Genomic DNA, 25,763 nt, shown 5'->3' with positions numbered 1-25,763 from the left:
TATGGATTCCGGGCTCGACGCTTCGCGTCGCCCCGGAACACAAGTGGCGCCGAGCCGTTGGGCTCCAAAGGCAATTGTGTTATGCCGCGCCCATGACGGACATCCTGGACATCGAGCGCCCGGTCCTTGAGACGCCAGGTGGCGCCAAGAAGGTGCTTCTCCATTCCTGCTGCGCCCCGTGCTCGGGCGAGGTGATGGAGGCGATGCTCGCGTCCGGGATCGACTACACGATCTATTTCTACAATCCGAACATCCATCCCGAGCGCGAATATCTGCTGCGCAAGGACGAGAACATTCGCTTCGCCGAGAAGCATAATGTTCCGTTCGTCGATGCCGATTATGACAAGGACAATTGGTATGCTCGCGCCAAAGGCATGGAATGGGAGCCGGAACGCGGCGCCCGCTGCACGATGTGCTTCGACATGCGCTTCGAGCGGACCGCGCTCTACGCTCACGAGAACGGCTTTCCGGTCATCACGTCCTCGCTCGGTATCTCGCGCTGGAAGGACATGAATCAGATCAACGGCTGCGGCCGGCGTGCGGCGGCGCGCTACGAGGGCCTGACCTACTGGGAATACAATTGGCGCAAGGGCGGTGGCTCCTCGCGGATGATCGAGATCTCGAAGCGCGAAGAATTCTACCAGCAGGAATATTGCGGCTGCGTCTATTCTCTGAGAGACACCAACATCTCCCGCCGCGAACGCGGCCGCGAGCCTATCAAGCTCGGCGTGATGTACTACGGCAAGGATGCTGACGGACAGGGCGGCAAGTAACGGCTCAGTCGATGCCGAGCAGCACGATCAGCCCGTAGCTCAGCACGCCGATAATTCCCAAGGACAGGATAGCGGCGGCCAGTACGCGGCCGCCTACGCGCGTCAGCGATCGGATATCAGCGCTCAGTCCGAGCCCGGCCATCGAAATGACGGCGAGTGCCGAGGAGATGCCCGACAGGACCGGCAGCGCGCCCTCGGGAATGAAACCGAAGGACCGCGCGGCCAACATCACCAGGAATCCGGCGATGAACCACGGCAGCAAATGCGCGAGGTCCGGTCGGCGCTGTTCCTTCTCTCGGTATAGCAGGCCAAGCGTCGCGATGACCGGGCCGAGCATCAGGACGCGGACCAGTTTGACCAGGGTGCCGATCTGCAAGCTCGCGGCAGAGACCGGAGCCGTCGCGGCGAGAACCTGCGGAACGGCGTAGACGGTCAGACCGGCGAAGACGCCGTACTGGTTCGCGGACCAGCCGAGCGCAGGGACGAGCAGCGGAAGCAACAGAACCCCGGCGACGCCCAAAATGGCGGTGAAGGCTATCGAACAGGCAACGTCTCGGCCTTCGGCGTGGATGACCGGAGCGGTCGCTGCAATCGCGGAATTGCCGCAGATCGAATTCCCGCAGGCGATCAGCATAGCAAGCGTGCTCTTCAGGCCCAGCAGTCTCCCGACGCCGTAGCTCAGCGGTATCGACAGTCCGACTACCAGCACGATGCCGAGTAGAAGCATCGGGCCCGCCGCGAGCGCTGCAGCGGGATCGATCGAGGCACCGAGCAGCACAACCGCGATCTCAAGGACGGTCTTCGACGAAATGCAGATGCCACGGTCGAAGCGTCGGCCGAGGCGAATTGAACTGCGGATCACGACACCGAGGATGATCGCGACAGGCAGCGCGTCGAGCCAGGCCCGCCCCAGAATAGCGGTCTCGATCGCAGACAACATCGCGGCAGCGCACGCGACCGCCACGCACAGAATGAGCCCGGGAAGGGCGTTGCCGGTGCCGGTTCGAACGTCCGACGCATGATCCGCTATTGCCATTCCGAGAATGTGGAATGGCATCTCTGTTCAATCCATCGACAAATATCGTATATTCCGTTCGAAAAAATCGAACGATGACCCTGGATCAGCTCCGCATCTTCATCGCCGTCGCCGATCGGGAGCACTTGACCGGCGCTGCCGAGGCTTTGAACATGACGCCGTCTGCTGTCAGCCATGCCATCCGCGCGCTCGAGGAACGGCATGGGGCCGAACTGTTTCATCGCGTCGGGCGGCGCATAGAACTGGCGGAAGCAGGGAGGGTGTTTCTTCCGGCGGCGAAGGCGACCCTCGCGCAGGCACAGAGCGCGGAACTGGCGCTTGCCGAGCTCGGCGGAATGAAGCGCGGACGCCTCGCGGTTCACGCCAGCCAGACCATTGCCAGCTATTGGGTGCCGGAACTGCTCGTCCGGTTCCACGATGCCTATCCGGGGGTCTATGTCAGTCTGGCTGTCGGCAATACGACGGAGGCCGTTCGCGCGGTCGTTGAGGGTTCGGCCGATGTCGGCTTCGTCGAAGGCGACGTGGACGAGCCGGTGCTCGCGATGAAATCCGTCGCGTCGGACCAACTGATCGTCGTCGTTTCGCCGGATCACCACTGGGCGGACGGGCGGCTACTCAAGCCTGACGATCTCCGACATGGGCGCTGGGTCATGCGCGAGCAGGGGTCAGGCACAAGGGCGCTGTTCGAGGACGCCCTGGAAGCGATAGGCATCCCGCGCCAGGAACTCGATGTCTCGCTCTCGCTGCCGTCGAACGAGGCGGTACGGGCCGCCGTGCAGGCCGGGAAATTGGCCGGCGTGATGTCCGAGATGGTCGCCGCGAACGATCTGGAGGCAGGACGGCTGGCCAGAGCGGGCATTGATCTGCCCGCCCGCATGTTCTGGATGCTCTGGCACAAGGAACGCTACCGCACGAAGGCCGCCAGGGCGCTCGAGGCCCTGATCCCGAAGCCTAGCCGAGAAAATCCAGCACAGCGGTCAAAAACGCCTCGGGCGCCTCGACATTGATGATGTGCGAGCCGCGCAGAATGACGCCCTTCGCGTTCGGGATGCGGCTGACGATGAAGGCTGCCTCAGCGGGCGTCGTGCCCTGGTCCTCGGCTCCGACCACGACCAGGGTCGGCGCCGTGATGGCGCGGATGGTCTCGCGCTGGTCCATGTCGCGCATGGCGGAGCACGAGCCCGAGAAGCCGTCGACCGTCGTCTGCAGGAACTGCTCACGGATCTCGCCGACCTTGTCGCCGCTGTTCTTCAGGAAGTCCGGCGTGAACCAGCGCTGCATGGTCGGTGCCGCGAGCACTTCCATGCCGCGACTCTGCGCGGTCTTGATGCGGCCGTCCCACAGTTCCGGCGGACCCATGAAGGTGGCGGCGCTCGAGAGGATCAGCTTCTCGATACGATCCGGATGATTGGTGGCGAGCCACATGCCGACCATGCCGCCCATCGACAGGCCGAGCCAGTTCACCCGGCCGACGCCGGCTGCATCCATGATTGCAAGCGCGTCGGCGCCGAGCTGTTCGAGCGAATAGGGTGACGGCGGCGAGTCCGACTGGCCATGGCCGCGACGGTCGTAGCGGATGACGCGGAAGCGCTCGGCGAAGTCGGAAAGCTGGGGCTCCCACATCCGGTACGTCGTGCCCATCGAGTTCGAGAGCATCAGGGCCGGAGCGTCGGCCGGACCGTCGACGGTGTAGAAGAGGCGGACGCCGTCGTTTTCAGCGAATGCCATTATCGGACCTCAGTGGATTTCGGCTGTGTAGGTGTCGAGCGCGGGAACCGATTTGATCAGCCCGCGATCCTTCATGAACTTGCCGAAGGCGTCGTAGCGGGCGCGATCGAGCGTGGCCGGCGATTTGGCGAAGCGGCGGAGGGTGTCCACCCAGGCAGCGCGGTTCAGGGCGTCGTCAAGCTTCGGATAGGCCTTCAGGAAGAGCTTCCAGCTGTCGTCCGGATGATTGATCAGGAAGATCGTCGCTTCCTGCACCGCGTGCATGAACTTCTTCATGCGCGGATCGCCGACGGCATCGGAATGCACGACGTAGATCAGCTCATCATAGAGCGGCACGCCGTTCTCTTCCGGGTAGAAGGCGAGGCCCTTGCCGCCTGCGATGCGCATCTGCGTCAGCTCGAAATTGCGAAAGGCCCCGACGACGCCGTCGACCTGATCGGCGAGAACGGCAGGCGTCAGCGAGAAGTTGACGTTGACCATCTCGACGTCCTTTGCCGAGAGGCCGTTGTTCTCCAGCATGACGCCGAGAAGCGCGTCCTCGAAGCCCGAGATCGAATAGCCGATCTTTTTGCCTTTGAGATCCTTGATCGACTTGATCGGGCCGTCTTCCTTGACCATCAGGCAGTTCAGAGGGGTGTCGACGAGTGCTCCGATGCGCTTCAGCGGCAAGCCTTCCTCGATCTGGAGATAGAGGTTCGGCTGGTAAGTGACCGCGATGTCGCCTTGCCTGGCGGCGACGAGCTTCGGCGGCGCGTTCGGATCAGCTGGTTCGATCAGCTCGACCTCGAGGCCATGCTTGGCGAAGAAGCCGCCTTCCTTCGCAACGACCAGCGGCGCGTGGTCTGGATTGGCGAACCAGTCGAGCAGGATAGTCAGCTTGTCCTGCGCGGCGGCGGGCGTCAGCGACAGGCCGAGAGCGACCAGGGCGGCGGCGAAACGCAACATCGAGTACTCCGCGAAGCCGTCAGGACGGACGGCGTTGTTCGGACCAGGGGATCAGCCGCGCCAGGAGGGCATCGACCGCGAACCAGAGAAACGCCGCGACCAGGCCGAGGATGAGCAGGGCTGCGAACATCACGTCGATCTGGGCGCGGGCATTGGCGTAGAGCATCACATAACCAAGACCGGCGGATGCGCCAACCCATTCTCCCACAACGGCTCCTATCGGCGCGGCGGCCGCCGCGACGCGCAGGCCGGAGGCCAAAGCGGGCAGGGCGGCGGGCACGCGAATGAGTCGCAACGTGGTTAGGCGCGATGCGCCGTTGAGGCGGGCGAGATCGAGCAGGCCTTGATCGGTGCGGCGAAGGCCGTCCTGAAAGGCCGAGGTGATCGGGAAGAAGATGATGATCGTCGTCATCACGATCTTCGAGGCGAGCCCGAAACCGAACCACACGACGAGGAGCGGCGCGATCGCGAAGACCGGCAGCGCCTGCGAGAAGATCAAAAGCGGCAACACCCAGCGGCGGGCGAAGCCGGATGTGGCGACCAGCAAGGCCATTCCGACGCCGATGAACGTGCCGACGATCAGGCCGAGGACGATTTCGGCAAGAGTGACCGAGGCTTGCCCGAGGAGGTAACGCCAGTCAGAGATCAACGTGGCGAAGACGCGTTCCGGTCCGGGCAGGATGAACGGTGGGGGCGCGAACAGTCGCACGGCCGCATACCAGATGGCGATCAGAACGATCGCCGTGATCAGGCCACGCAAAGCTGCTGCAGGGTTGAAATTCATTCGCACAAAGAAAAGCGCCCGGTCAGGATGACCGAGCGCCTCGTGTACGGTGCGGCTCGTCAGCCCACAAGCGGGATCAATCAACGCGGCGTGGGAGTAGCTGGCTCGTTGTGGTTTGGCCTCATGGGACCGTTAGGATCCGTGGTCGTCGCCGCACGGCCTTCCTGCATCGGTTCGCGCGTGGAGAGGCCGGCGCTGTTCGGGCCGGATCCGCCGTCCCAAGTCGCAAGCAACGCGCCCATGGCCAGGGCGATCGCGATCGCGGCGATGCCGGCGATCAATCCATGTCTCATTGCCTCATTCTCCGTAAGTACCCGCGTCGCGGGACTTCATTTCTCAGAAACTAAATGCCGCTTCACAGCATGCAGTTCCGAGGTTTCGCGGCCTTGAGGCCGTACCGCTGGAGTCAGGATTTCAGTATCGGGGCGGCGACTACATTCGACAAAAATAATCCTTAGAACGAACACCAGAATATCAGGCATTCAGAAGCGGACGGGCAGCATCAAAGGAAGCCGCCTTCTATGCACGATCAATCCGGTTTTATGATTATTTGCGCCGATCCAGACTTAACTATATAGTCAACTCAAAGTTGCGGCGGCATATTTCGACTGTAAGGTCGCATGGTCTTACGGGGAGGCGTCTATGTCTGTTGTACGAATTGATGGTCCTCAGATCGACGATGAAGCGCTGTTTCGCGATATCCAGGGGTCGGTCAACCACGAGGCGGAAGACCGGCCGAGCCTGGAAGCGTTGCTCAAACTGACTGCGCAAACTGTCGAACCAACAATGCCTACATCGGGGGGCGGACCGAGCCCGATCGATGGCATCGAGCGGGGCGCGCGCGATTTGCGCCTTGCAACCAAGATGTTGGAGCAAACGTCAGAGGTCCTCGTCTCCGCCGAACACGGTCTGGAGAATGCCTATCAGGCGCTCCGGGACGCGCAGATCGAGGTCGATTTCGCAAGCCACGCGCTGGCGAATACGCTCGTCGCGCGCCTTGGAGCCGACGATCTGAACGCTGCCTTCGTGGAAAGTACGGCCGCGCTGAGCAGGCTCCAGCAGGCCGTCGACGATCTGAAGTTTAGCCAGGCCTGGTGCCAGTCGGCGTACGCATCATACGCGAAGAGCGTCACCTCCGAATCGACGCTTCGCGATGCGCTTCGAAAGGTCGGAGTGGCAAATTGAGATCGAGTTGAAATTCGTTGCGCGACGGCTGGCGCCACGGCTCCTGGTTGGGAGGTTCAAATGTCGACAATCGTGAAACTGGCGCTCGCCTGCGCAGTCCAGTGCTTCGGCGGCAATGCGCTCGCGCAGACCACATTCAATCATCTCGATTGCTGGTTCGACGAAAGCGCGAGCCAGATGCGCTGCCCTGGCTCGCTCCCCATACAGAGCGGACGTGACGCACGTGTCGAACAGACTTTCGACATCGTCAGGGGCGAGCCGGCCTTATCGAACGGGCAAGACATGTCCGTTCAAGAAGCCAAGCCCGCTCCGGAAGCCAAATCCTCTACGGAAGCCAAGCCGGAACCCACGCGGTCAAATGAACGCGTGCGCCGGACGTCGACGCGCATGGCGCAAGCTCCGAGATGTACGCGGTACAGGACCTATAACGCAGCGACGGGTAGTTACCGAGGATATGACGGGGTGACCCGCGCCTGTCGCTGACAGGCGCGGTCGATCTCAGACCGTCGCGACGTCGTCGCGCGAACTCGCCAGAGCCGATGCCGGCTCCGCCACGACAGGAGCAGCCGCGTCGCGCGCGCGACGCCGGACGAAACCTCCGAGACCAGCGAGACGGGCCGTCTTCGCCGCGATGAACGCCGGATCGTTGAGCTTCGAACCCTCGACCCATGCAAGCCCGGCGGCCGCGAGGAAGGGCAGGGACTGAACCAGGAGAACGAGCGCGAAGATGTTCGTCTCGCGGACGTTCACGAAGTTCGTGCCCCAAACCAACGCTGCGCCAAGGACCAGAGCACTGCCCAGTCCGAGTTCCCAACGCGCCGGGAACTTGCGCGCCTTCACTCCCTTGCCGCCCTTGGCCGTGACGATGAACGGCATGTGCTGCTTCACCACCCATTCCGCGACGCCGCGGGCGACGGTGAACTGCAGCGCCATGGCGGCGATCGACGCGCCGATCGTTGACAAGAAGGGATGGCGTACCCGCAGCTGATAGAGCGAGAAGAAGTGGATCAGATAGATCGCGAAGCCAAACAGGATCGGGATCGTCAGCACCGCTTCCGGAATGGCGACGCCGCCAAACGCGATGACCGGAACCCAGATCAGGTTCATGATGGCGATGGCGACGCCAATAGCCTCCGCACCCATCCAGTTCAGCCAGCCGATGAGATAGGTCCGGCGCTGCTCGGCGCTGAGGCGCGAGGCGCCCGGCTTGAACAGCCTGAGATGCTTCACCGCGATCTGCATGCCGCCGAAGGTCCAGCGGTGGCGCTGTTTGCGGAACGCCTCGAAATTGTCCGGCAGCAGGCCCCAGCCGTAGCGCTTGCGGGTGTAGTGCGCCGACCAGCCCTTTTCGAGGATGGTGAGGCCGAGATCGGAATCCTCGCAGATCGTGTCGGACGACCAGCCGCCGGCATCGTCCATCGCCGCGCGGCGGAGCAGGCACATCGTGCCGTGGACGATGATCGCGTTCTGCTCGTTGCGTTCGACCATGCCGATGTCGAAGAAACCGGCATATTCGGTGTTCATCAGGCGGGCGAGAACGGTCCGCTCGCCGTCGCGGTGATCCTGCGGAGCCTGGACGATGCCGACGGCCGGATCAGCGAAGGCCGGAACGAGGTCCTTCAGCCAATCCGGCGAGACCACGTAGTCGGCATCGATGATGCCGATGATGGTCGCTTCCGGAGCAGTGTGCTCCAGGGCGAGGCGCAGGGCGCCGGCCTTGAAGCCCTCAAGCTTCATGGCGTTGACGAACTTGAAGCGATCGCCGAGCAGGCGGCAATGCTCCTCGATCGGCTGCCAGAACTCGGGATCGGGCGTGTTATTGATGACGACCACGCACTCGAAGTCCGGATATTCGAGCGCGGCGACGCTATCGAGCGTCTTGATCAGCATGTCCGGCTGTTCGCGATAGGCCGGGATGTGGATCGATACCTTCGGCGTCTGCGCCACGGCCGGATCCTGGCCGTCCAGCGTGCGCCGACCCTTGCGGCCGAAGGCGATAGCCGAGATTTCCTCGATGCGGCTGAGGATCACAACCGCGAGCGGGGCGAGCAGGAGCGAGCCGATCACCATTGCGATCTGGGCGCCGAAGACGAAATAGTGCGTCAGCCAGTGGTCGATCAGGATCGCCGCCCAGGCACCGACGAGGTTCGCCGCGCCGGCGAGGAGCACGCATTGCGCGAAAGTCGGCCGCCGCGTGCCGATGATCGGCAGTGAGAGCAGGAAGCCGATCAGCAGCGCGACGATCATGCTCTGCGTGAAGGTCTTGTCCTCGATCTCGCCGGAAAGCGGGAATTTCAGCTGGCGGTCGGCGTCGAGCACGCCCCAATAGGGACCGACGCTGCCTTCGAGCACGCCTTTCCACGGCTGATCGAGGGCCTCGACGATGTTGTAGTCGATGCCGCGCGCACGGGCGCGATTGGTGAATTCGCGGATGAGTTCGGCCTGCAGCAGTTTGCCGGTCGTCGAATTGTTGCGGTTGAAGCCCGCGGACGGCCAGCCGAACTCGGCGATCACGATGTGCTTGCCCGGGAACGCCTTGCGAAGGCGCTCGTAGATGTCGAGCGTCAGGTCGACGGCCTTATCGGCCGGCACGCTTTCCCAATAGGGCAGGATATGGACGGCGATGAAGTCGACTGCCGAAGCGAGCTGCGGATATTCGAGCCAGACGTTCCAGATTTCACCAGTGGTGACCGGAAGCGAGGTCCGCTGCTTCACCTTGTTGATGAGCGCGACCATCTCGTCGACGGTCTTTTCGCCGCGGAGCACCACTTCGTTGCCGACCACCAGCGCCTTGACGTTGGGGTTGCGGTCGGCGACCACCAGCGCGCTGTCGATCTCGCGGGTGTTCCGGACCTCGTCCTTGTCGATCCAGATGCCCTGCGTGACCTTCAGGCCCTTTTCGGCGGCGAGAGGGGCGACCACGTCGAGGCCGCGCGTCGCGGAGTAGGTACGGATCGCGTCGGTATACGGAGCAACCGCCGCGATGTCCTTGCGAACCTGTTCGGGATTTACGTCAGCATTCTCGCCGTCCTCATCCTTGCCGTAGGGCGAGAACGAAAGGCTCGTGAACTTGTGGGGAGCGGCCGGTGCCTCCGCGACGGGACGGCTCCAGAGCCAAAGGGCTGCGTGAAGCCCGGTGACCAACGCGAGAGCGGCGAGGACGACACGCATGCGGCTTTAACTTGCCTTTCGGGAAGCCCCTACTAGGGGCGAGAGCATCATTACACCTAAAAGCTTTGGCAGGGCAGTACTGAACCGCATATGAACGGCCGAACCGTGCATCTGGATCCATCTGCGCCCAAAAGCCGCTGCTTTATTCTTGGGCAGGTCGCTTTTCGGGATTGGTCCAGCAGCTGTAGACTCGGGCGTTCAAGTCATTCTGGTCCGGTTTGCTCTCGCTCTCCTCGATTACGCACCGAAATGCGACAGGAAGATGAGCGGCCGGGCAGCCAAACATTTCATAGAAACGGTTCTGCTCGCGAGCCGTGTTCACATCGTCCCGCCACAGCAAGCTCATGATGCGTTGGCCGGTCCACTCGCATTCCGCGCGTCGCCAGGGTTGGGCGACGATGTCGGGCTTTTCCGCGGGCGTGGTTGCCGCGGCAGGAGCGGCGGCGGGCGCTTGCGTGGGCGAAGTGGCAGGCGTCTGGGCGGGCGCCGCCGGCGTTGCGGCGGGTTCCGCTGGCTTGGCGGATTGGGCCAGGACCGGAAGGCTGGAAGAGCACAGCGCGAGCGCGCCGGCGAAGAGATACGCAGGGAACAATGAACGCATTTTAGGAACTGACGCCCAGCCGGAGGGAATTTGGGACAGATGCACCGACAAGTTTGTCGCTTTCGCGACAAGTCCCGACAAGCGCCACCCGCTTGAGAATTAAACTCTAAATGTTTATCGACCGGCAAATCCAAAGTGAGGCCGACGTGCCATTTCGCCTGTCTTTAGCGCTTCTTGCTCTCTCGATCGCCCTCATAGCCGGCTTTTGGTGGTGGATGGGGCGTCCGATCGACATGCCGCCGTCGCCGCTTGCTGAAAACGCAAAGGTGCCATGCGTTTCCTATGCGCCGTTCAGGCGGGGACAGTCTCCGTTCACCGAAACGATCGTCATTCCGAAAGAGCAGATCGACGACGATTTCGCGCGGTTAAGCAAGATCACAGATTGCGTCCGACTTTACGCCGTCGACCAGGGTCTGCAGGTGGTCCCGGAGCTCGCGCGCAAGCATGGGCTTCAGGTCATGCTCGGCATCTGGATCGGCCGTAAGGACATCGACAACCGCAAGCAGATTGAGACGGCCGTAGACCTGACGAACGCCTATAAAGATGTCGTCAAGCTCCTCATCATCGGCAACGAGGTGCTGCTGCGGGGTGAGCAGAGCGAAGAAAATCTCGGAAAGATTCTTCGCGAGGTCAAATCGCGGGTCTCGGTTCCGACGACCTATGCCGATGTCTGGGAGTTTTGGCTCCGCCACAAGGCGCTGGCGAACGACGTCGATATCGTGACGGTCCATATCCTTCCTTATTGGGAGGATGAGCCGGTCGCGGCGGAGCTCGCAGGCGCGCACATCGACGAAATCCGCGCCCATGTCGGCGAGGAATTCCCGGGCAAGCGTATTCTCATTGGCGAGACCGGCTGGCCGAGCGAGGGCCGTTCACGCTGGGAAAGCCGCTCCACACCTGCGGCGCAGGCGCGCGTCCTGCACGACATCCTGGCCTTCGAGAAGAAAAGCGGCGTCGAGGTCAATCTGATCGAGGCGTTTGACCAGCCTTGGAAGCGGCTGCTCGAAGGCACAGCCGGCGGTTATTGGGGCCTGCTCGACGCCGATAGTCGCGAACCGAAATTCCAATGGGGCGAACCGATTTCGAACCATCCCGGCTGGATATGGCAGGCGGCGATCGGATGCGCGCTGTCAATCCTGATTTTCGCGGCGGCCGGCTGGCGTCTGTCGGAAACGAGGTCCTGGCTGGCGGTGGCCGCAATCGCGACCGTCGCGGGCGGAGCGCTCGGCCTCACAGTTCATATGCAGGCGGTCGGCGCGCGTTCGACCTTCGAACTGGTGCGCTCGATCCTCTATCTGGCGGTGGCCGCCGGAGTGCCTGTCCTGGCGGCTGCGGCAATCGGCCGTGGCGTTGGGGCGGCCAGGCTGGAACAGGTCTTCGGCCCCGGCCGAGCGACAGGGTTTCAGCGTAGCCTTACTCTGGCCGTCGCCGCGACGGCGGTACTTGCGACCTATTTCGCGCTCGGCCTGGCCTTTGATGCCCGGTATCGGCAGTTCGAATACGCGACGCTGGTCGGCCCCGCCGCCAGTCTTCTATTGGTCAGCCTGCTCGCGCCGCGTGAGGCAGGTTTGAGCGAGCGGATGTTCGCGCTGATCCTGACTGCTTGTGCGGTCGCTATCGTTATCGAGGAGCGGATCGTCAATCTTGACGCGGTCGCGCTGTCGGTAGTCTTGCTTATCCTGGCTGGGGCTTTGTGGCTCGGGCGGGTCGTGCAAACACGAGCGGCAACAGCGCCAGTGCCAGCGCGCTGAGCTGGGTGTTCTGGACGACGACGCCGTAAAGGCCGAAGGCAAGTGCGATAGCGAAGCCGAGCACGGACGGACGCGCGAGCGTGATGGCGGCTGCCGCGACAGCGATGCTGCCAAGCACGAGATATTCGAACAGGAAGATGACGCCACCACGATAGAAGCAGGTGAGTGTCTTCGCGCCCGCCTGACATGCGAGGCCGACTGCCGACGGCTCAATGATCCAGTAGCGGGTGTAGAGCGCCAGTGAGAGCGATAGCGCGCCGACGACGACGAGGATCAGTGCCGAGGACTTGCTCGGCCGCCAGGCAGTGGTTGAACGGATCATTGGTCCCGCACTCGAAGAGGGCCAGAGCCATAGCGGGCCGAACTGAAAAATCCTAGCCCGGCGGCAGCGACTGACCGTCATATAGTCCGCCGTCACAGGGTGTTCCGGCCGCGATCAGGGCCGCGCACGTCTTCGCCGCGTCGGCGGCATTGATGTACGGGCCGACAACGAGGTGAAGCTCGACGCTGCCGTTGGCGTCGCGGATCGTCACCTGGGGCGACAGCTTCTCCAGCATCTTGTGTTTCTTGCGGAGCTGCTCCCACTTGGCGCGCAAAGCGCCGAGCGACGTGTCCTTGGCGAGGTCGAGGCCAAACGAGGTCCGGCTGATTGGTGAAGGAGCTGGCGCAGCGGTGGTCTGAACCGGTGCGGTCGTGGCGGGAAGCGGGGCGAGGGCCGGCGGCGCAGGGGCTGCCTGGACGGGTGGTGGGGCCGCAGGAATTGCCAGTGGCGCCGGAGCCGGCGGCACCTGCGGGGTCGCCATCGGCGGCACCTGAGCAGGCGGCTGGCTGACCGAAGGCGTCGCGCTCGACCGCATCTGCGGCGTGCTACCGGCCTGCTGCGACGCCTGTTTGGCGATCGAACCGGTAATACCGCTCAACTGCTCTTCGAGCGCCTTGACGCGTGCGAGGAGGCGATCGTTCTCGATCTGCTGCGGATCCTTGTCGAACCTAGTCAGCATGCTCTCCGTCGATTCCATGCGCTCGGCGCGCATCGGAATGTCCGGCAGGTCTATGTTGACGGGCGTCGTCATCGCCACCGATATGCGGCGGTCCGCGCCGGGCATGAAACACACACCTATTGCGGAGATCACCGCTGCGATGGTGAAAAACCCCCAGACCACGTGTAGAGACGACGTCGCGTCCGAACGCGCCAGCCGCTCGATGAGCGGCGACGGCTTGGGACGGCGGACGGGTTCTGGTTGAGCAGCCTGGTCAGTCACGGCCATAGGATCCAATCAGGACGCGGACACTAGACGGCGTTTGCATGATTCGCGCATCCGCCGAATGTAGAATCGGGCTGGAGACACACAGGATATGAGCAGCCGAACTTGTCTGACGGTGATCCTCGCAGCCGGCGAGGGGACGCGCATGCGTTCGTCTCTTCCGAAAGTGCTCCATGCCGCTGCCGGACGCTCCCTGCTCGGGCATACGTTGAGTTCGGCGCGGGACGCCGGCGCGGAGAGGCTTGCTGTCGTCGTCGGGCCGGGGCGGGAAGACGTTGCCGGAGAGGCGAGGAAATACGCGGCCGACTCCGCGATCTTCGTCCAGCGCGAACGGCTCGGGACCGCCCATGCGGTGCTGGCGGCCCGAGACGTTCTGACTAAGCCCGCCGATGATCTGTTGATCGCCTTTGCCGATACGCCGCTGGTCAAGCCCGAGACGCTGACGCGCATGCGCGAAGCGCTGGCGGACGGCGCGGATGTCGTCGTACTGGGCTTTCAGGCCGAGAACCCGTTCGGCTATGGGCGCCTCGTCGTGAAGGATGGCCAACTGACAGCAATCCGCGAGGAGAAAGACGCGACGGACGAGGAGCGCGCGATCCGGTTCTGCAATGCTGGGCTGATGGCGATCGCGGGCAAGAGCGCTCTCTCGCTGATCGAGACGGTTGGGAACGACAACGCCAAGAGCGAATATTATCTGACCGACGTCGTCGAGATCGCGCGCCAGAAAGGTCTTCGTGCCGTCGCGCTCGAGGCTTCCGAAGCTGAGGTCCAGGGCGTCAATACAAAGGCACAGCTTGCCGCCGTCGAGGCGGAATTTCAGAAGCGGCTGCGCTCGGCTGCTCTGGAACAAGGGGTGACGCTCATCGCCCCGGAAACCGTATTCTTCTCCGCCGACACCGTGCTCGGACATGACGTGATCGTCGAACCGAACGTCGTGTTCGGGCCCGGCGTCCGCGTCGAGGACAATGTCGTCATCCATTCCTTCTGCCATCTCGAAGGCGCGCATGTCGGACGCGGCGTTTCGCTTGGGCCGTTCGCCCGGCTTCGCCCCGGTGCCTCGCTCGCGGAAAAAACCCGCATCGGCAATTTTGTCGAGATCAAGAACGCGATCCTGGACGAAAACGTGAAGGTCAATCACCTGGCCTATATCGGCGACGCCCACGTCGGCCGCGACGCGAATATCGGCGCGGGCGCTATCACCTGTAACTACGACGGCGTCCGCAAGCATCGCACCGAGATCGGCGCGGGTTCGTTCATCGGTGTGAACTCTGCCCTGGTCGCTCCGGTGACGGTGGGCGAGGGAGCCTATATCGCAACCGGCAGCGTCATCACCGACGACGTTCCTGCCAATGCTCTCGGCATCGCGCGCGGTCGGCAGGTCAACAAGGAGGGCTGGGCGGACGAGCGCCGCAAGAGCGCGCCACCGAAGCTCAGCCACGATTGATGGCATTCGACGCGCAGCTCCCGAACTTCCTGCTCGCGGTATTCGTCATCGAGATCACGCCTGGACCGAACATGGGCTATCTCGCGACCCTGTCCCTGACACGCGGGCGCGCAGCAGGACTGGCGGCGACCGCCGGGGTCGCGATGGGCCTGTCGGTTCACGCGATCGCTGCGGCGTTCGGGGTGGGCGCGCTGATCGCCTCGTCGGCGATCGTCTATGAGATCCTGCGCTGGGCCGGCGTCGTGTTCCTGCTCTGGCTCGCCTATGAGGGCTGGACCGAGAGCACGGAGAATTCGCCGGCTCGCACGGCGTCCGTCGAGGATCATCGCGGCCTGTTCTGGCGTGGCTTCGTCACCAATGTGCTGAATCCTAAATCGGTGCTGTTCTTCGTTGCGGTGATGCCGCGCTTCCTAGAGCCGGAGCGTGGCTCCTTGTTCGTCCAACTCGCGGTGCTCGGCCTGATCTACGTACTCGTCGCGACGGCGGTGCATGCGTCCGTCGTGCTGGTGGCCGCCCATGCGGGCGCCTACATAGCCGGCGACAGATCAAGAATGATCCGCCGTGTTCTTTCGCTTCTGCTTGTCGTCATAGCCGGCTGGCTGGCCTGGGAAACGCGCAGGCCCGAAGTGTTATTCTGAAAAGCTTTGTTATTTTGCCGGATCGTCCCGGCTGGCGTAGACCATCCAGCATCCGGTCGGAGACTAGAATCGTATGTGCGGTATCGTTGGAATTCTAGGGTCTAAACCTGTCGCGCCGCAGATCGTCGATGCGCTGAAGCGGCTGGAATACCGAGGCTACGATTCAGCCGGCGTCGCCACTCTCGAACGCGGCGAACTCGAGCGCCGCCGCGCTCCGGGCAAACTGAAATTCCTCGAGGAGAAGCTGGAGCTGGAGCCGCTCAGCGGCTTCGCCGGCATCGGCCACACCCGCTGGGCGACTCATGGCGCGCCGAACGAGCGGAACGCCCACCCCCATGCGACAGAGCGTGTGGCGGTCGTCCATAACGGCATCATTGAGAACTTCCGCGAACTGAAAGAAGAGCTCCTCGACTTCGGAGTGAACTTCCAGAGCGACACCGACACCGAGGTCGTGGCGCAGATGGTCAACCGGGAGCTGGATGCCGGCAAGACGCCCGAGCTGGCGGTTGCTGCCGTGCTTGCCCGCCTTCGTGGTGCGTTCGCGCTCGTCTTCCTGTTCAAGGGAGAGGACGATCTGATGATAGGCGCCCGCCGGGGCAGCCCTCTCGCGGTCGGCTATGGCGACGGCGAGATGTTCTTCGGCTCGGACGCCATTGCGCTCGCGCCGTTCACCGACCAGATTTCCTATCTCAACGATGGCGACTGCGCGATCGTCACCCGCCGTGGCGTGAAGGTCCGCGACTGCGACGGTTCGGGCGTCGCCGTCTCTCGTCCCGTCCAGCGCTCGCTCGCCAATGCGGCGATGATCGACAAGGGCAATTACCGGCACTTCATGGCGAAGGAGATCGCCGAGCAGCCGGAGGTCGTCGGCCACACGCTCGCGCATCACCTCGACATGGCGAACATGCGTGCCAGGGTGCCGGACGGTATCGATTTCGCGACGCTCGATCGCCTGGCCATCTCGGCCTGTGGCACGGCCTTCTATGCCGGTCTCGTCGCCCGCTACTGGTTCGAGAAGTTCGCGCGGATGCCGGTCGACATCGATATCGCCTCCGAATTCCGCTACCGCGAGCCGCCGCTGAAAGAGGGCGGGCTTGCGATCATGATCTCGCAGTCCGGCGAGACGGCCGACACGCTTGCGACTTTACGCCATTGCCGCGAGCAGGGCATGCAGATCGCCAGCGTCTGCAACGTGCCGACATCGACGATCGCGCGCGACTCCGACGCCGTCCTGCCGACGCTTGCCGGCCCCGAGATCGGCGTGGCGTCGACCAAGGCCTTCACCTGCCAGCTTGCGACGCTTGCCGCGCTCGCGGTTGCCGCCGGGCGGGCACGCAAGGTACTGACGGCCGAGGATGAATTCCGTCTCGTCAACGCGCTGATCGAGGTGCCGCGACTGATGACTGAGACGCTGAAGCTCGAGCCGCAGATCGAGAGACTGGCCAAGACCTTCGCGCATTCGCGCGACGCTCTCTATCTCGGCCGCGGCACGAGCTATCCGATCGCGCTCGAAGGTGCGCTCAAGCTCAAGGAAATCTCCTACATCCACGCCGAGGGCTATGCTGCCGGCGAGCTCAAGCACGGGCCGATCGCGCTTATCGACGAGGACGTGCCGGTCGTCGTCGTCGCGCCGTTCGACCAGCTGTTCGAGAAGACCGTCTCGAATATGCAGGAGGTGCAGGCGCGCGGCGGCAAGGTCGTTCTGATCACCGACGCCGAGGGCGCGATCGTTGCCGGCGAGACGTTCGAGACTTTGATCGTGCCGACGTCCTATGCGTTCGTGTCGCCGCTGATCTACGCCATCCCCATGCAGCTGCTCGCCTATCATACGGCGGTCTTTATGGGCACGGACGTCGACCAGCCTCGCAACCTCGCGAAATCAGTCACGGTGGAGTGAGCACGCGATGATCGATCCCGGGCTCTACCTTGCCTTCGTCGCGGCGGTAGTCGTGCTGGCGCTCATTCCGGGACCGAACGTTGCCCTGATCGTCGCGAACAGTGTGGCTTACGGACCTCGCTACGGTCTGTTGACGGTTGCCGGAACCAGCTCCGCGATGGTTCCGCAACTGGCGCTCGCCTCCCTGGGCCTGACCGGAATGATGGGCACGCTGGGCTTCTGGTTCGAATGGATTCGCTGGATCGGCGTCGTCTATCTCATCTGGCTCGGCATCCAGCAGTGGCGCGCGATGCCGGTCGATCTGACCAGGACCGTGCCCGAGCCGAAGTCCAGGCGTGCGATCTTCCTGCGCGCGCTGCTCGTTTCGCTGACAAATCCTAAGACGCTCGTCTTCTATGGCGCGTTCTTCCCGCAGTTTCTCGATACGGGAGCCGCGCCCGGTCCGCAGGTGGTCGTGCTGTCGCTGACGTTCCTGGCCATCGCGATCCTGATCGACGGTTCGTGGGCGCTCGTGGCCGGGCGGGCGAGGACCCTGCTTGCCTCGCATGGCAGGCTCCGCAACCGCGTGTCGGGCGGCCTTCTCATCGGCGCAGGCGTCGGCCTCGCGCTCGCACGGAACAAGTAACCCGATGGACCTGCTGCACAGCCTGATCAATCTCGCCGCCGTCTACATCCTTGCGGCGATCCTGCCGGGGCCAAACACTTTGGTCGTCAGCCATCTCTCGGCGAGCGTCTCGCGACGTGCCGGCCTGACCGCGAGCTTTGGCGTGGCGACGGGAACCATTGCGTGGGTTACGCTTAGCCTGTGCGGCGTGGGTGTACTTCTGCTCGAAGCAGGCACTCTCTATCGTGTCCTGCGGCTCGTCGCGGCGGTCTATCTGATCTATGCCGGTATCCGCATTTTCCTGAGCGGCCCGGTTGCCGCCGATGACGAAACCGGCAAGCCGAAGATCACGCGCTCGCCTTACATGACCGGGCTGCTAACCAATCTCAGCAATCCGAAGGGGGCCGCCTTCTGGACGTCGGTGTTCATCGTCCTCGTCCCGGCGCATGCGCCGCTTTGGTTCTACGCGGCGGTCATCGTTGTCATCACTATCGAGGCGTTCGGCTGGTACGCGTCACTCGCTCTGTTGCTGTCCAGCGGCCCGGCCAAGAAGCAGTACCAGCGCTTCACCCGCTGGATCGACCGGGTGACCGGGGTGGTGATGGTCGCGCTCGGTATCAAGCTTGCGGACGAAGTGCGCCGCGAAGTCTTCACCCGGGTCTAGGACGGGCGTGTCCCGACATAGATCGCGGCGACAGAGAGGCCCGCGCCGGCAAAGGCGAGTGCGATCGGCGATGCGTGGGCGAGCCAGGTCAAGACGAAGGACAGCGCCATCATCGAGATCGCGATAATCTTGGCGCGGACGGGAATCGTGCCAGTTTCCCGCCACGCAACCACGCTTGGCCCGAATTTCGGATGCGTGACGAGCCAGTTCTCGAATCGCGGCGAGGACCGGGCGAAACAGGCTGCGGCAAGGATAAGGAATACGGTGCCTGGAAGCAGCGGCAGGATCAGGCCTGCGATGCCGACCACGAGCAGGACGCAGCCCAGGACAAACAGCAGGTGGCGTCCGGCTGTCATTGCGAAGGTGCGCGGCTCGGTCATGGGCGTCATAATGCGCGGGCAAGATGGCGTGGCAAGGCTTGCCGCGAAGATCGGAACGATTCCAATGTGTTGCCATATAGTCGGTTAGGAACGTGATGAACGAGAACCCGAAGCCGGAATCGATTGAGCCGATCCTGGCGTCGCTCAGTCAGCCGCCCAGTCCAGCCCCGAGCCGGGGATTCGGGGCTCGGCTAAGGACTTACTTCTTCACCGGCCTGCTCGTTGCCGGCCCTTTGGCGATCACCTTCTACATCACGCTCTGGCTGATCGACCTGATTGACGGCTGGGTCCGACCCCTCATCCCGGCGGCCTATAACCCTGAGACCTATCTCAACATCTCCGTCCCCGGCGTCGGCATTCTCGCGGCCCTCGTTGGACTGACGCTGCTCGGCTTCCTCACAGCGAACATCCTCGGACGGACGCTGATCGATTTCGGCGAGCGCATCCTCGACCAGATGCCGTTTGTCCGCAGCGTCTACAAAGGCGTGAAGCAGATATTCGAGACGGTGTTCAAGCAGGATGGGACGAGCTTCCGCCGCGTCGGAATGATCGAGTGGCCGGGCCCGGGAATGTGGTCGCTCTGCCTGATCGCCGGCGAGACCAACGGCCAGCTCGCCGCCGCACTGCCGAACCCGGGCTATCTCAACATCTTCGTGCCGTGCTCGCCCAATCCGACCACCGGCTATTTCGTCGTGATGCACGAGAGCCGGGTGACGGAAATCGATATCTCGCCCGACGAGGTTTTCAAGGTGATCATGTCGATGGGCATCATCCAGCCGCAGGCGAAGCCCGAGCTTCCGAGGCGCATCGAGAATGGGATTTCCGGGCCGGAGCCCGGGAATCCGGCTTAACGCACGGGCGCCGCCTCTCCGGGCGCAGCCACGGCCTGTGTCACCGGCGCCATTGCGTTCAGCGCCTTGACGGGATCGGCCAGGCCCGCGCCGAAGTCGTTGTCCTTGCCCTTCGGGCCGAGATCACGGGCGGTGCCACGCAGGATCTCAGAGACTTCCTTGCCGTCGAGATCCGGTTCGACCGAGAGCATCAGGGCAGCGATACCGCTGACGTAAGCGGCCGCGACCGACGTGCCGGAGGAGATCGCGTAGCTCGCTTTCGGGGCGGGCAGCAGGATGTCGACACCCGGAGCAGCGACCGAAACGTAAGAGCCGCGATTGGCGAGCGGCATGATGCCGTCCTTGGCGTCGGTCGCCGTCACGGCGATCACGCCGGGCTCGGCACCGGGAAACAGGGGCGGGGACTTCGGACCAGCATTGCCGGCAGCGGCGACCACGATGATGTTGCGCGACAGCAACGCCTGCACGGCGCGGGACAGAAGCGAGTCGCGCGGCCCTGCGAAGCTGAGATTGAAAACCTTGGCGCCCCGGGTCGCAGCCCAATCCATGCTGCGCACGACGTCGAAGGTCGTGCCGTCGCCGCCGTTCGCCGATGGGGCGAAGGCGCGGACCGCGAGAATATGCGCTGACGGAGCGCTCCCCATCAAACGGCTGTGCGACGCGATCGCACCTGCCATGCCGGTGCCGTGCGGATGTGGCTCGAAGGTGCCGCCGACCGCGTCGAAGCTGTCGGTAACGATGCCCGCGAGCTCCTCGTGACCCGCGTCGATGCCGGAATCGATGACGGCAACGAGTGCAGTCTCACCCCGCGTAATGCGATGCGCTTCATCCAGGTTCAGCTTCGTGACCGCATATTGCGGCGCGGCTCCCTTAGCCGTTTCCTGCAGCCTATAGAGATGGTTCGGCTGCGCCGAGGCCACGCGGCGGTCGGCGGCGAGCGTCTGCGCGACCGTGTCGACGGAACGCTGGTCGGTAATGCGCCAGCGATGGATGCGAGTGTTCATCAGGTCGAGGACCTGCGAACCCAGCTGCTGGATGTTCTGTTCGCGGGCGAGCTCGTCGATCTCCGGCTGCTGAACCGAGAGCGGAATCTCGACAATCACCTCGTCCGGGACGCGACGGTCCTGCGGGCCTGCCGCGGCAACGACCGGAGCATTGCCCTGGGTGGCGGATTTCTTGACGGTCTTCTGCTTGTCCTTCGCGGGCTTCGGCTGCGCGACCTTCTGCTTCTTGCGAGGCGGCGGGGCCTCGTCGACCGGGAATTCCTGGAAGTCCTCGTACTGTTCGTAGACGACGACCGGAGGACGCCGAGGCATGCGGGGACGATAGCGCTCGCCGCAACTGTTGAACTCGCAAGGGTTGGACATCTCGAAGCCGCCGCCGCGACCGCCCATTCCGCCGCCACCGGGCGGCAGTGCGATGAACTGCGCATAGGCGGTGCCCGTCGCGAGACAGGCGCCGAACATTGCCAGACCGAACAGGCTGGAACGAGCGTAAGGCAACTTGGACATCCGACGATCCTCCGGATCAGGATGCGGGCGAAGCCGGAGCGACGAAGCTCACCGCCGGCCTCTGACGCATGGTGTCGATCACACGGTCGAAACCGGCCTGGTCGAGATCGGCCGGGCCGATACGCACCTTGTACAGGCCGCCTTCGAACGGGGCTTCGATGATGGTGCCACCGACGTCGCGGAGCAGGGCATCGATCTCGCCGACAGTGGCCTGGGGTTTGAAGCTTACCAGAACCTGCCGTCCTTCGGACAGCGAAGCCGGAGCGGTCGCGGTTTCGTAAACGGCGCCTCCGGAACGCTCCGACACGATGACGCCGGTCTGGACCGCGATGATCGCGATCGCGGCGGCGGCTGCGAAACCGAGAGTCTTCGGCGACAGCGCGGCCTTGATCTCGGAGAGCCAGGCGCTCAGGCTGAACTTCGGCTTGTACGCACGCGGATTGGCGGCTTCCTCGGCATCGATCGCGGCGAACAGCTTGTCGGCCGCGCTGCGGGAGGGAGCGCCGAGGCTCTCGTTGAGCAGGAGATTTTCGGAGGCTTCCAGCCGCACGTCCTCGAAACGCCGGGCGAGCTCCGGATCGGCCTCGATCGCGGCCGCGACGCGGCGGTTCTCGGCCTCGCTCAGTGTGCCTGCCGCATACCAGGGGAGGAGCAGCGAGATTTCAGCCTTGTCTTCCAACTTCGTCATCACGGCCATCCTCGGTCGATGCCGGCGGTCTTGAGCAGGTCGGACAACCGCTTGCGCGCATAGAACAGGCGCGTCTTCACGGTGTTCTCCGGAATTCCGAGGATTTGGCTCGCCTCTTCCACGCTCTTCTCGTGGTAGTAGACGAGATCCACGATCTCACGGTGTTCCGTGGACAAGTGGTTCAAGCACTCACGAATGGCGCTTGCCTTGTCCTTCTTCTGGATCGTCACTTCGGGGCTGTCGCCGTCGTCCTCTATGGATTCGGCGACTTCCTCGTCGAGTTCGGCATCGGTCTTCTTCCGAAGCGAACTTAGCGCCTTGAAACGTGCGATCGAGAGAAGCCAGGTCGAAACGCTGGATCGTCCCTCGAACCGCCCGGCCTGACGCCAGACGTCCAAGAATACCTCGCTGATCAAGTCCTCCGCATTTGCCTCATTACGAACGAGCCTGAGTACGAAGCGGTAAACCCGCACATGGTGCCGCGCGAACAGCACCTGCATCGCCAGTTTGTCGCCTGCCGCAATGCGGCCGATCAGAACATCATCGGGCGTTGCCGTGTTTGCAGCCACTTCGTACCTGCTCGTTTATGGGTCGCGGAAGGATGTCCAGAGGTTCAAGACGACCGGGGTCGTAACGAAGATTTATTTCGTGGGCGTTTCGAGACGGAAACAAAAGCGAAAAGCCGGTTTTCGCCGGCTTTTCGTTTAATCGCAGATCTTTTTTGTGGTCCAGACCCAATCCGACGCCCGGATGGGGGTTCTGACCCTTACCTTCCGCAGAACGCAGTTTCGCTGACTCGCAAGAGAAGGGGCGCTCCGAAGAGCGCCCCCTGGTCTGCGGCTCAGTAGCTGCAGACCTTCTTCTTGGTCCAGTACCAGTCCGGACCGGGGCCCGGATTGTAGACCTTCACCTTCTTCCACCAGCAGCTCGGGCCGTAGCTGCTGTAGTACGGTCCGTGGAACTTGAAGCCGAAATGACCGCCGTGATGACCATGGTGGCCATGATGACCGCCGTGATGCCCGCCGCCGTGATGGCCGCCCTTGGCGGAAGCGATCGTGGGGGACAGGGCCATCGCGCCGAGAGCTGCGGCCGCCGACAAAGTGAGCATTGATTTGCGAAGCATATGATCTTCCTCTGGTAATCAGGAGACCAGGAGGGGTGATCCGGTCCCTATGCTGATTGGTCGTCCTGAGGAGAGGGTTGGTTCGACAAAAGTATAAGAAAAACGATGCCTGGAACGGATGAACAGGAAAGAAAAAGGCGCCCCGGAGGGCGCCTCACATCTGCTCAGTAGCAGATCTTCTTCTTGGTCCAGTACCAGTCCGGGCCGGGACCCGGATTGTAGACCTTGACCTTCTTCCAGTAGCAGGTCGGGCCGCCGATCACGACCACACCCGGCGAGTAATAGCCGTGATGGCCATGGTGGCTGTGATGGCCGTGGAAACCGACCCCGAAACCACCGAAGCCGATGCTGACGCCGCCGGCCGAGGCCGCGGTGGGAACGAGGGCGGAGGCACCGAGCGCCGCAGCCGCAGCAAAGCCAAGAACGATCTTGCGAAGCATAATGGTCATCCCTTCAACTTGGTGAGGCCGCCCGTTTAAGCCGGGATATTCGGCCTCGATGACCATTCGTCGTGGGGCTCGCGAAACCGGTTCATTCGATTTTGAAAAAAGAATCAACCCGCACTCAGGAGGCGTGCGGCCTCCTCGCGTTCGAACAGATAGAGCAGGGTGCGCAGCGCCGGACCGCGCGGGCCGGTCAGGTGCGGATCGCGGTCCAGAAGCATGACCGCTTCCTTGCGGGCGGTCTCCAGAAGCTCGCCGTAAATCTCGACATTGGCGAGCCGCGTTCCGGGCAGGCCGCTCTGGCGGGTGCCGAGCACCTCGCCTTCACCACGCAGGCGAAGGTCTTCCTCTGCGATACGGAAACCGTCCTCGGTTTCGCGGAGAATCTTGAGGCGCTTCTCGGCCGTCTCGCCGAGCGGAGGCTTGTAGACGAGAACGCAGGTCGACTTCGCATCGCCACGCCCGACGCGGCCCCGGAGCTGATGGAGCTGTGCGAGGCCGAAACGTTCGGCGTGTTCGATGACCATGATATTGGCCTCGGGCACGTCGACGCCGACCTCGATGACCGTCGTTGCAACCAGGATGCGGGTCTGTCCGGACGCGAATCCAGCCATCACGGAATCCTTTTCGGCGCCACGCATCTTGCCGTGGACCAGAGCGACCTGGCCCGGAAACTCCATCGATAGCTGGATATAACGTTCCTCGGCTGCCGCCGCGTCGACGAGGTCCGACTCCGAGACGAGCGGGCAGACCCAGTAGACGCGGGACCCGGTTTCGAGAGCGCGGTGCAGACCGGCGATGACTTCGTCCACGCGCTCGCTCGAAACCACGCGGGTGTCGATCGGCTTCCGGCCGGCCGGCTTTTCATGAAGCGCCGAGACTTCCATGTCGCCGAAATATGTGAGGACCAAAGTGCGGGGGATCGGCGTTGCCGTCATCACCAATACGTCGACGGCTTCGCCCTTGGCCGCGAGTGCCAGCCGCTGATGGACGCCGAAACGATGCTGTTCGTCGACGACCGCGAAGGCGAGGTCCTTGAAGGCGACGATCTCCTGGAACAGGGCATGAGTGCCAACCAGGATATCCACGTCGCCCGCCGCGACGTTGGCGAGGATCGCCTCACGTTCTCGACCCTTCTCGCGGGCGGTCAGGATGGCGACGCGAAGGCCGGCCGCCTCGGCGAGCGGCTTGATTGTCTTGAGATGCTGCCGTGCGAGGATTTCCGTCGGCGCCATCATCGCCGCCTGACGGCCGGCCTCGACTACGGTCGCCATCGCCAGCAGGGCGACGACGGTCTTGCCCGAGCCGACGTCACCCTGGAGGAGGCGCAGCATGCGCTCGGGTTTGGCCAGATCGCCACGAATGTCGTGAACGGCGCGAACCTGGGAGCCGGTCAATGCAAACGGCAAAGCGGCTTCGAGTTTCGTCACGATGCGCCCGTCACCGGCGCTCGAGCGCCCGTGCTGGTGGCGCATGTGACGGCGGACCAGACCGAGCGCGAGCTGGCCGGACAGCAATTCGTCATAGGCCAGACGATGACGGCTCGGGCTTTCCGGCGCCGCGTCCTCCGGCTGGAGCGGCAGATGGAGATGGCGCAGGGCTTCGCGGAACCTCGGCCAGCCGCGGCCGGCGACGACCGATGGATCCTGCCATTCGGCGAGATCGGGAATCCGTTCGGCGGCTGCTCGGGCCGCGCGAGATATCAATCCCTGTGTGACACCTTCGGTCAGAGGATAGACCGGCTCGACCAGCGGGAGCTTCGACAGGCCGGCTTCATCGACGATCCGCTCGGGATGCACCATCTGCAGCATGCCGTCGTATTGTTCGAGCCGTCCCGATATCCAGCGCTTCGCCCCGATCGGAAGCTGGCGCTCGACGTAGTTCTTGTTGGCTCCGAAGAAGACGAGCGTGACCCAGCCGGTGCCGTCGGTGACGACGATGCGGGTCGGAGCCTTCGGGCGGTTGCGCGGGGGGGCGTGGATTTCCTCGACCGTGACTTCGAGCGTGACCGTCCCGCCGGGCACCGCATCGGCGATCTTCGGGCGCATGCGGCGATCGACGATGCCGCTCGGCAGATGGAACAGGACGTCGAGGACGCGCGGCTCGTCCCCGAGAAGCCGCTTGAGGGGAAGCGCGCTCTTTTCGCCGAACCCCTGAAGGGTTTCGACGGGCGAGAACAACGGATTGAGGGCAGGGGGACGCATGGAAAGCGGACGGTGCCTGCTTGTAGGTCAGGGTTCAAGAGTTGCGCGTTTTCCGGGGCGGCGAAGCCGAGCCCGGA

Annotated in this window: 27 protein-coding genes; 11 read left to right on the top strand and 16 right to left on the bottom strand. The window is 63.6% G+C overall.

Annotation, left to right across the window (positions count from 1 at the left end):
- The first annotated feature begins 92 nt into the window (after window positions 1-92).
- Window positions 93-773 (top strand): epoxyqueuosine reductase QueH, encoded by a 681-nt coding sequence (locus ACFPFW_RS12270; RefSeq protein ID WP_379770904.1) that lies wholly within the window; start codon window positions 93-95, stop codon window positions 771-773.
- A 4-nt stretch (window positions 774-777) separates the two neighbouring features.
- Here the strand turns inward: ACFPFW_RS12270 and ACFPFW_RS12265 are convergent, their stop codons facing one another.
- Window positions 778-1,809 (bottom strand): YeiH family protein, encoded by a 1,032-nt coding sequence (locus ACFPFW_RS12265; RefSeq protein WP_114956031.1) that lies wholly within the window; start codon window positions 1,807-1,809, stop codon window positions 778-780.
- Window positions 1,810-1,883: 74 nt separating this feature from the next.
- Between ACFPFW_RS12265 and ACFPFW_RS12260 the strand changes: the two genes are divergently transcribed.
- Window positions 1,884-2,816, top strand: a complete 933-nt coding sequence (locus ACFPFW_RS12260; protein WP_114956192.1) for a LysR family transcriptional regulator — start codon at window positions 1,884-1,886, stop codon at window positions 2,814-2,816.
- Here the strand turns inward: ACFPFW_RS12260 and pcaD are convergent.
- The 4 genes from pcaD to ACFPFW_RS12240 all read right to left on the bottom strand — a co-directional run bounded on the left by pcaD (window position 2,761) and on the right by ACFPFW_RS12240 (window position 5,559).
- A complete protein-coding gene (pcaD, locus tag ACFPFW_RS12255) occupies window positions 2,761-3,537 on the bottom strand; it encodes a 3-oxoadipate enol-lactonase (protein WP_114956032.1) in 777 nt (258 codons plus the stop codon). The genes ACFPFW_RS12260 and pcaD overlap by 56 nt on opposite strands.
- 9 nt (window positions 3,538-3,546) lie before the next feature.
- Entirely contained in the window at window positions 3,547-4,482 is a 936-nt protein-coding gene (locus ACFPFW_RS12250; RefSeq protein ID WP_114956033.1) for an ABC transporter substrate-binding protein, read from the bottom strand.
- 19 nt (window positions 4,483-4,501) lie between these two features.
- Complete coding sequence (locus ACFPFW_RS12245; RefSeq protein WP_114956034.1) at window positions 4,502-5,266, bottom strand: ABC transporter permease; 765 nt, start codon at window positions 5,264-5,266, stop codon at window positions 4,502-4,504.
- Window positions 5,267-5,346: 80 nt separating this feature from the next.
- Complete coding sequence (locus tag ACFPFW_RS12240; RefSeq protein WP_114956035.1) at window positions 5,347-5,559, bottom strand: hypothetical protein; 213 nt, start codon at window positions 5,557-5,559, stop codon at window positions 5,347-5,349.
- Window positions 5,560-5,908: 349 nt separating this feature from the next.
- Here ACFPFW_RS12240 and ACFPFW_RS12235 point away from each other — a divergent pair, with 349 nt between their 5' ends.
- Together ACFPFW_RS12235 and ACFPFW_RS12230 are read left to right on the top strand one after the other, a co-directional pair.
- Window positions 5,909-6,451 carry a hypothetical protein gene (locus ACFPFW_RS12235; RefSeq protein ID WP_114956036.1) on the top strand — a complete coding sequence of 181 codons (543 nt, stop codon included), beginning with the start codon at window positions 5,909-5,911 and terminating at the stop codon, window positions 6,449-6,451.
- A 60-nt stretch (window positions 6,452-6,511) separates the two neighbouring features.
- The gene (locus ACFPFW_RS12230) at window positions 6,512-6,934 is read left to right on the top strand and encodes a BA14K family protein (protein WP_114956037.1); all 423 of its coding nucleotides are present in this window, start codon (window positions 6,512-6,514) and stop codon (window positions 6,932-6,934) included.
- 15 nt (window positions 6,935-6,949) lie between these two features.
- On the opposite strand, the gene ACFPFW_RS12225 is transcribed toward ACFPFW_RS12230, so the two are convergent.
- Window positions 6,950-9,622: a glycosyltransferase gene (locus tag ACFPFW_RS12225; RefSeq protein ID WP_114956038.1), complete on the bottom strand. Its 2,673-nt coding sequence runs from the start codon at window positions 9,620-9,622 to the stop codon at window positions 6,950-6,952.
- A 142-nt stretch (window positions 9,623-9,764) separates the two neighbouring features.
- Window positions 9,765-10,223 (bottom strand): hypothetical protein, encoded by a 459-nt coding sequence (locus ACFPFW_RS12220; RefSeq protein ID WP_162799603.1) that lies wholly within the window; start codon window positions 10,221-10,223, stop codon window positions 9,765-9,767.
- Between the two features lie 146 nt (window positions 10,224-10,369).
- Here ACFPFW_RS12220 and ACFPFW_RS12215 point away from each other — a divergent pair, with 146 nt between their 5' ends.
- Complete coding sequence (locus ACFPFW_RS12215; protein ID WP_162799604.1) at window positions 10,370-11,974, top strand: glycoside hydrolase family 17 protein; 1,605 nt, start codon at window positions 10,370-10,372, stop codon at window positions 11,972-11,974.
- On the opposite strand, the gene ACFPFW_RS12210 is transcribed toward ACFPFW_RS12215, so the two are convergent.
- Window positions 11,898-12,296 carry a hypothetical protein gene (locus ACFPFW_RS12210; RefSeq protein WP_114956041.1) on the bottom strand — a complete coding sequence of 133 codons (399 nt, stop codon included), beginning with the start codon at window positions 12,294-12,296 and terminating at the stop codon, window positions 11,898-11,900. The two genes, ACFPFW_RS12215 and ACFPFW_RS12210, sit on opposite strands and share 77 nt — an antisense overlap.
- 52 nt (window positions 12,297-12,348) lie before the next feature.
- On the bottom strand, window positions 12,349-13,242 hold the full coding sequence (locus tag ACFPFW_RS12205) for a hypothetical protein (protein WP_162799605.1): 894 nt from the start codon (window positions 13,240-13,242) through the stop codon (window positions 12,349-12,351).
- Window positions 13,243-13,330: 88 nt separating this feature from the next.
- Between ACFPFW_RS12205 and glmU the strand changes: the two genes are divergently transcribed.
- The 5 genes from glmU to ACFPFW_RS12180 all read left to right on the top strand — a co-directional run bounded on the left by glmU (window position 13,331) and on the right by ACFPFW_RS12180 (window position 18,486).
- The gene (glmU, locus tag ACFPFW_RS12200; protein WP_114956043.1) at window positions 13,331-14,683 is read left to right on the top strand and encodes a bifunctional UDP-N-acetylglucosamine diphosphorylase/glucosamine-1-phosphate N-acetyltransferase GlmU; all 1,353 of its coding nucleotides are present in this window, start codon (window positions 13,331-13,333) and stop codon (window positions 14,681-14,683) included.
- Window positions 14,683-15,321, top strand: coding sequence for a LysE family translocator (locus ACFPFW_RS12195; protein ID WP_114956044.1), 639 nt, complete (start codon window positions 14,683-14,685; stop codon window positions 15,319-15,321). The genes glmU and ACFPFW_RS12195 overlap by 1 nt, the downstream gene beginning before the upstream one ends.
- Window positions 15,322-15,394: 73 nt before the next feature.
- Entirely contained in the window at window positions 15,395-17,218 is a 1,824-nt protein-coding gene (gene glmS, locus ACFPFW_RS12190) for a glutamine--fructose-6-phosphate transaminase (isomerizing) (RefSeq protein ID WP_114956045.1), read from the top strand.
- A 7-nt stretch (window positions 17,219-17,225) separates the two neighbouring features.
- Entirely contained in the window at window positions 17,226-17,843 is a 618-nt protein-coding gene (locus ACFPFW_RS12185) for a LysE family translocator (protein WP_114956046.1), read from the top strand.
- 4 nt (window positions 17,844-17,847) lie between these two features.
- Window positions 17,848-18,486: a LysE family translocator gene (locus ACFPFW_RS12180; protein ID WP_162799606.1), complete on the top strand. Its 639-nt coding sequence runs from the start codon at window positions 17,848-17,850 to the stop codon at window positions 18,484-18,486.
- Here ACFPFW_RS12180 and ACFPFW_RS12175 read toward each other — a convergent pair.
- Complete coding sequence (locus ACFPFW_RS12175; RefSeq protein WP_114956193.1) at window positions 18,483-18,866, bottom strand: YbaN family protein; 384 nt, start codon at window positions 18,864-18,866, stop codon at window positions 18,483-18,485. The two genes, ACFPFW_RS12180 and ACFPFW_RS12175, sit on opposite strands and share 4 nt — an antisense overlap.
- Window positions 18,867-18,961: 95 nt before the next feature.
- Between ACFPFW_RS12175 and ACFPFW_RS12170 the strand changes: the two genes are divergently transcribed.
- Window positions 18,962-19,717 carry a DUF502 domain-containing protein gene (locus tag ACFPFW_RS12170; protein WP_114956048.1) on the top strand — a complete coding sequence of 252 codons (756 nt, stop codon included), beginning with the start codon at window positions 18,962-18,964 and terminating at the stop codon, window positions 19,715-19,717.
- On the opposite strand, the gene ACFPFW_RS12165 is transcribed toward ACFPFW_RS12170, so the two are convergent.
- The 6 genes from ACFPFW_RS12165 to recG form a co-directional block, all read right to left on the bottom strand.
- On the bottom strand, window positions 19,714-21,228 hold the full coding sequence (locus ACFPFW_RS12165; RefSeq protein WP_114956049.1) for a S8 family serine peptidase: 1,515 nt from the start codon (window positions 21,226-21,228) through the stop codon (window positions 19,714-19,716). The two genes, ACFPFW_RS12170 and ACFPFW_RS12165, sit on opposite strands and share 4 nt — an antisense overlap.
- A gap of 16 nt (window positions 21,229-21,244) precedes the next feature.
- Window positions 21,245-21,916, bottom strand: coding sequence for a hypothetical protein (locus ACFPFW_RS12160; protein ID WP_114956050.1), 672 nt, complete (start codon window positions 21,914-21,916; stop codon window positions 21,245-21,247).
- Window positions 21,916-22,485: a sigma-70 family RNA polymerase sigma factor gene (locus tag ACFPFW_RS12155; RefSeq protein WP_114956051.1), complete on the bottom strand. Its 570-nt coding sequence runs from the start codon at window positions 22,483-22,485 to the stop codon at window positions 21,916-21,918. Before ACFPFW_RS12155 ends, ACFPFW_RS12160 begins: the two co-directional genes overlap by 1 nt.
- Window positions 22,486-22,757: 272 nt before the next feature.
- A complete protein-coding gene (locus ACFPFW_RS12150) occupies window positions 22,758-23,039 on the bottom strand; it encodes a sulfur globule protein precursor (protein ID WP_379770890.1) in 282 nt (93 codons plus the stop codon).
- 164 nt (window positions 23,040-23,203) lie between these two features.
- Complete coding sequence (locus ACFPFW_RS12145) at window positions 23,204-23,488, bottom strand: sulfur globule protein precursor (protein WP_162799595.1); 285 nt, start codon at window positions 23,486-23,488, stop codon at window positions 23,204-23,206.
- A 104-nt stretch (window positions 23,489-23,592) separates the two neighbouring features.
- Window positions 23,593-25,686, bottom strand: a complete 2,094-nt coding sequence (gene recG, locus ACFPFW_RS12140) for an ATP-dependent DNA helicase RecG (RefSeq protein ID WP_114956053.1) — start codon at window positions 25,684-25,686, stop codon at window positions 23,593-23,595.
- Window positions 25,687-25,763 lie beyond the last annotated feature (77 nt).

Source organism: Flaviflagellibacter deserti, assembly GCF_042652085.1.
Lineage (GTDB): Bacteria > Pseudomonadota > Alphaproteobacteria > Rhizobiales > Methylopilaceae > Flaviflagellibacter > Flaviflagellibacter deserti.
The sequence above is the reverse complement of the archived record's forward strand: the minus strand, read 5'-3'. Positions and strand labels throughout refer to the sequence as shown.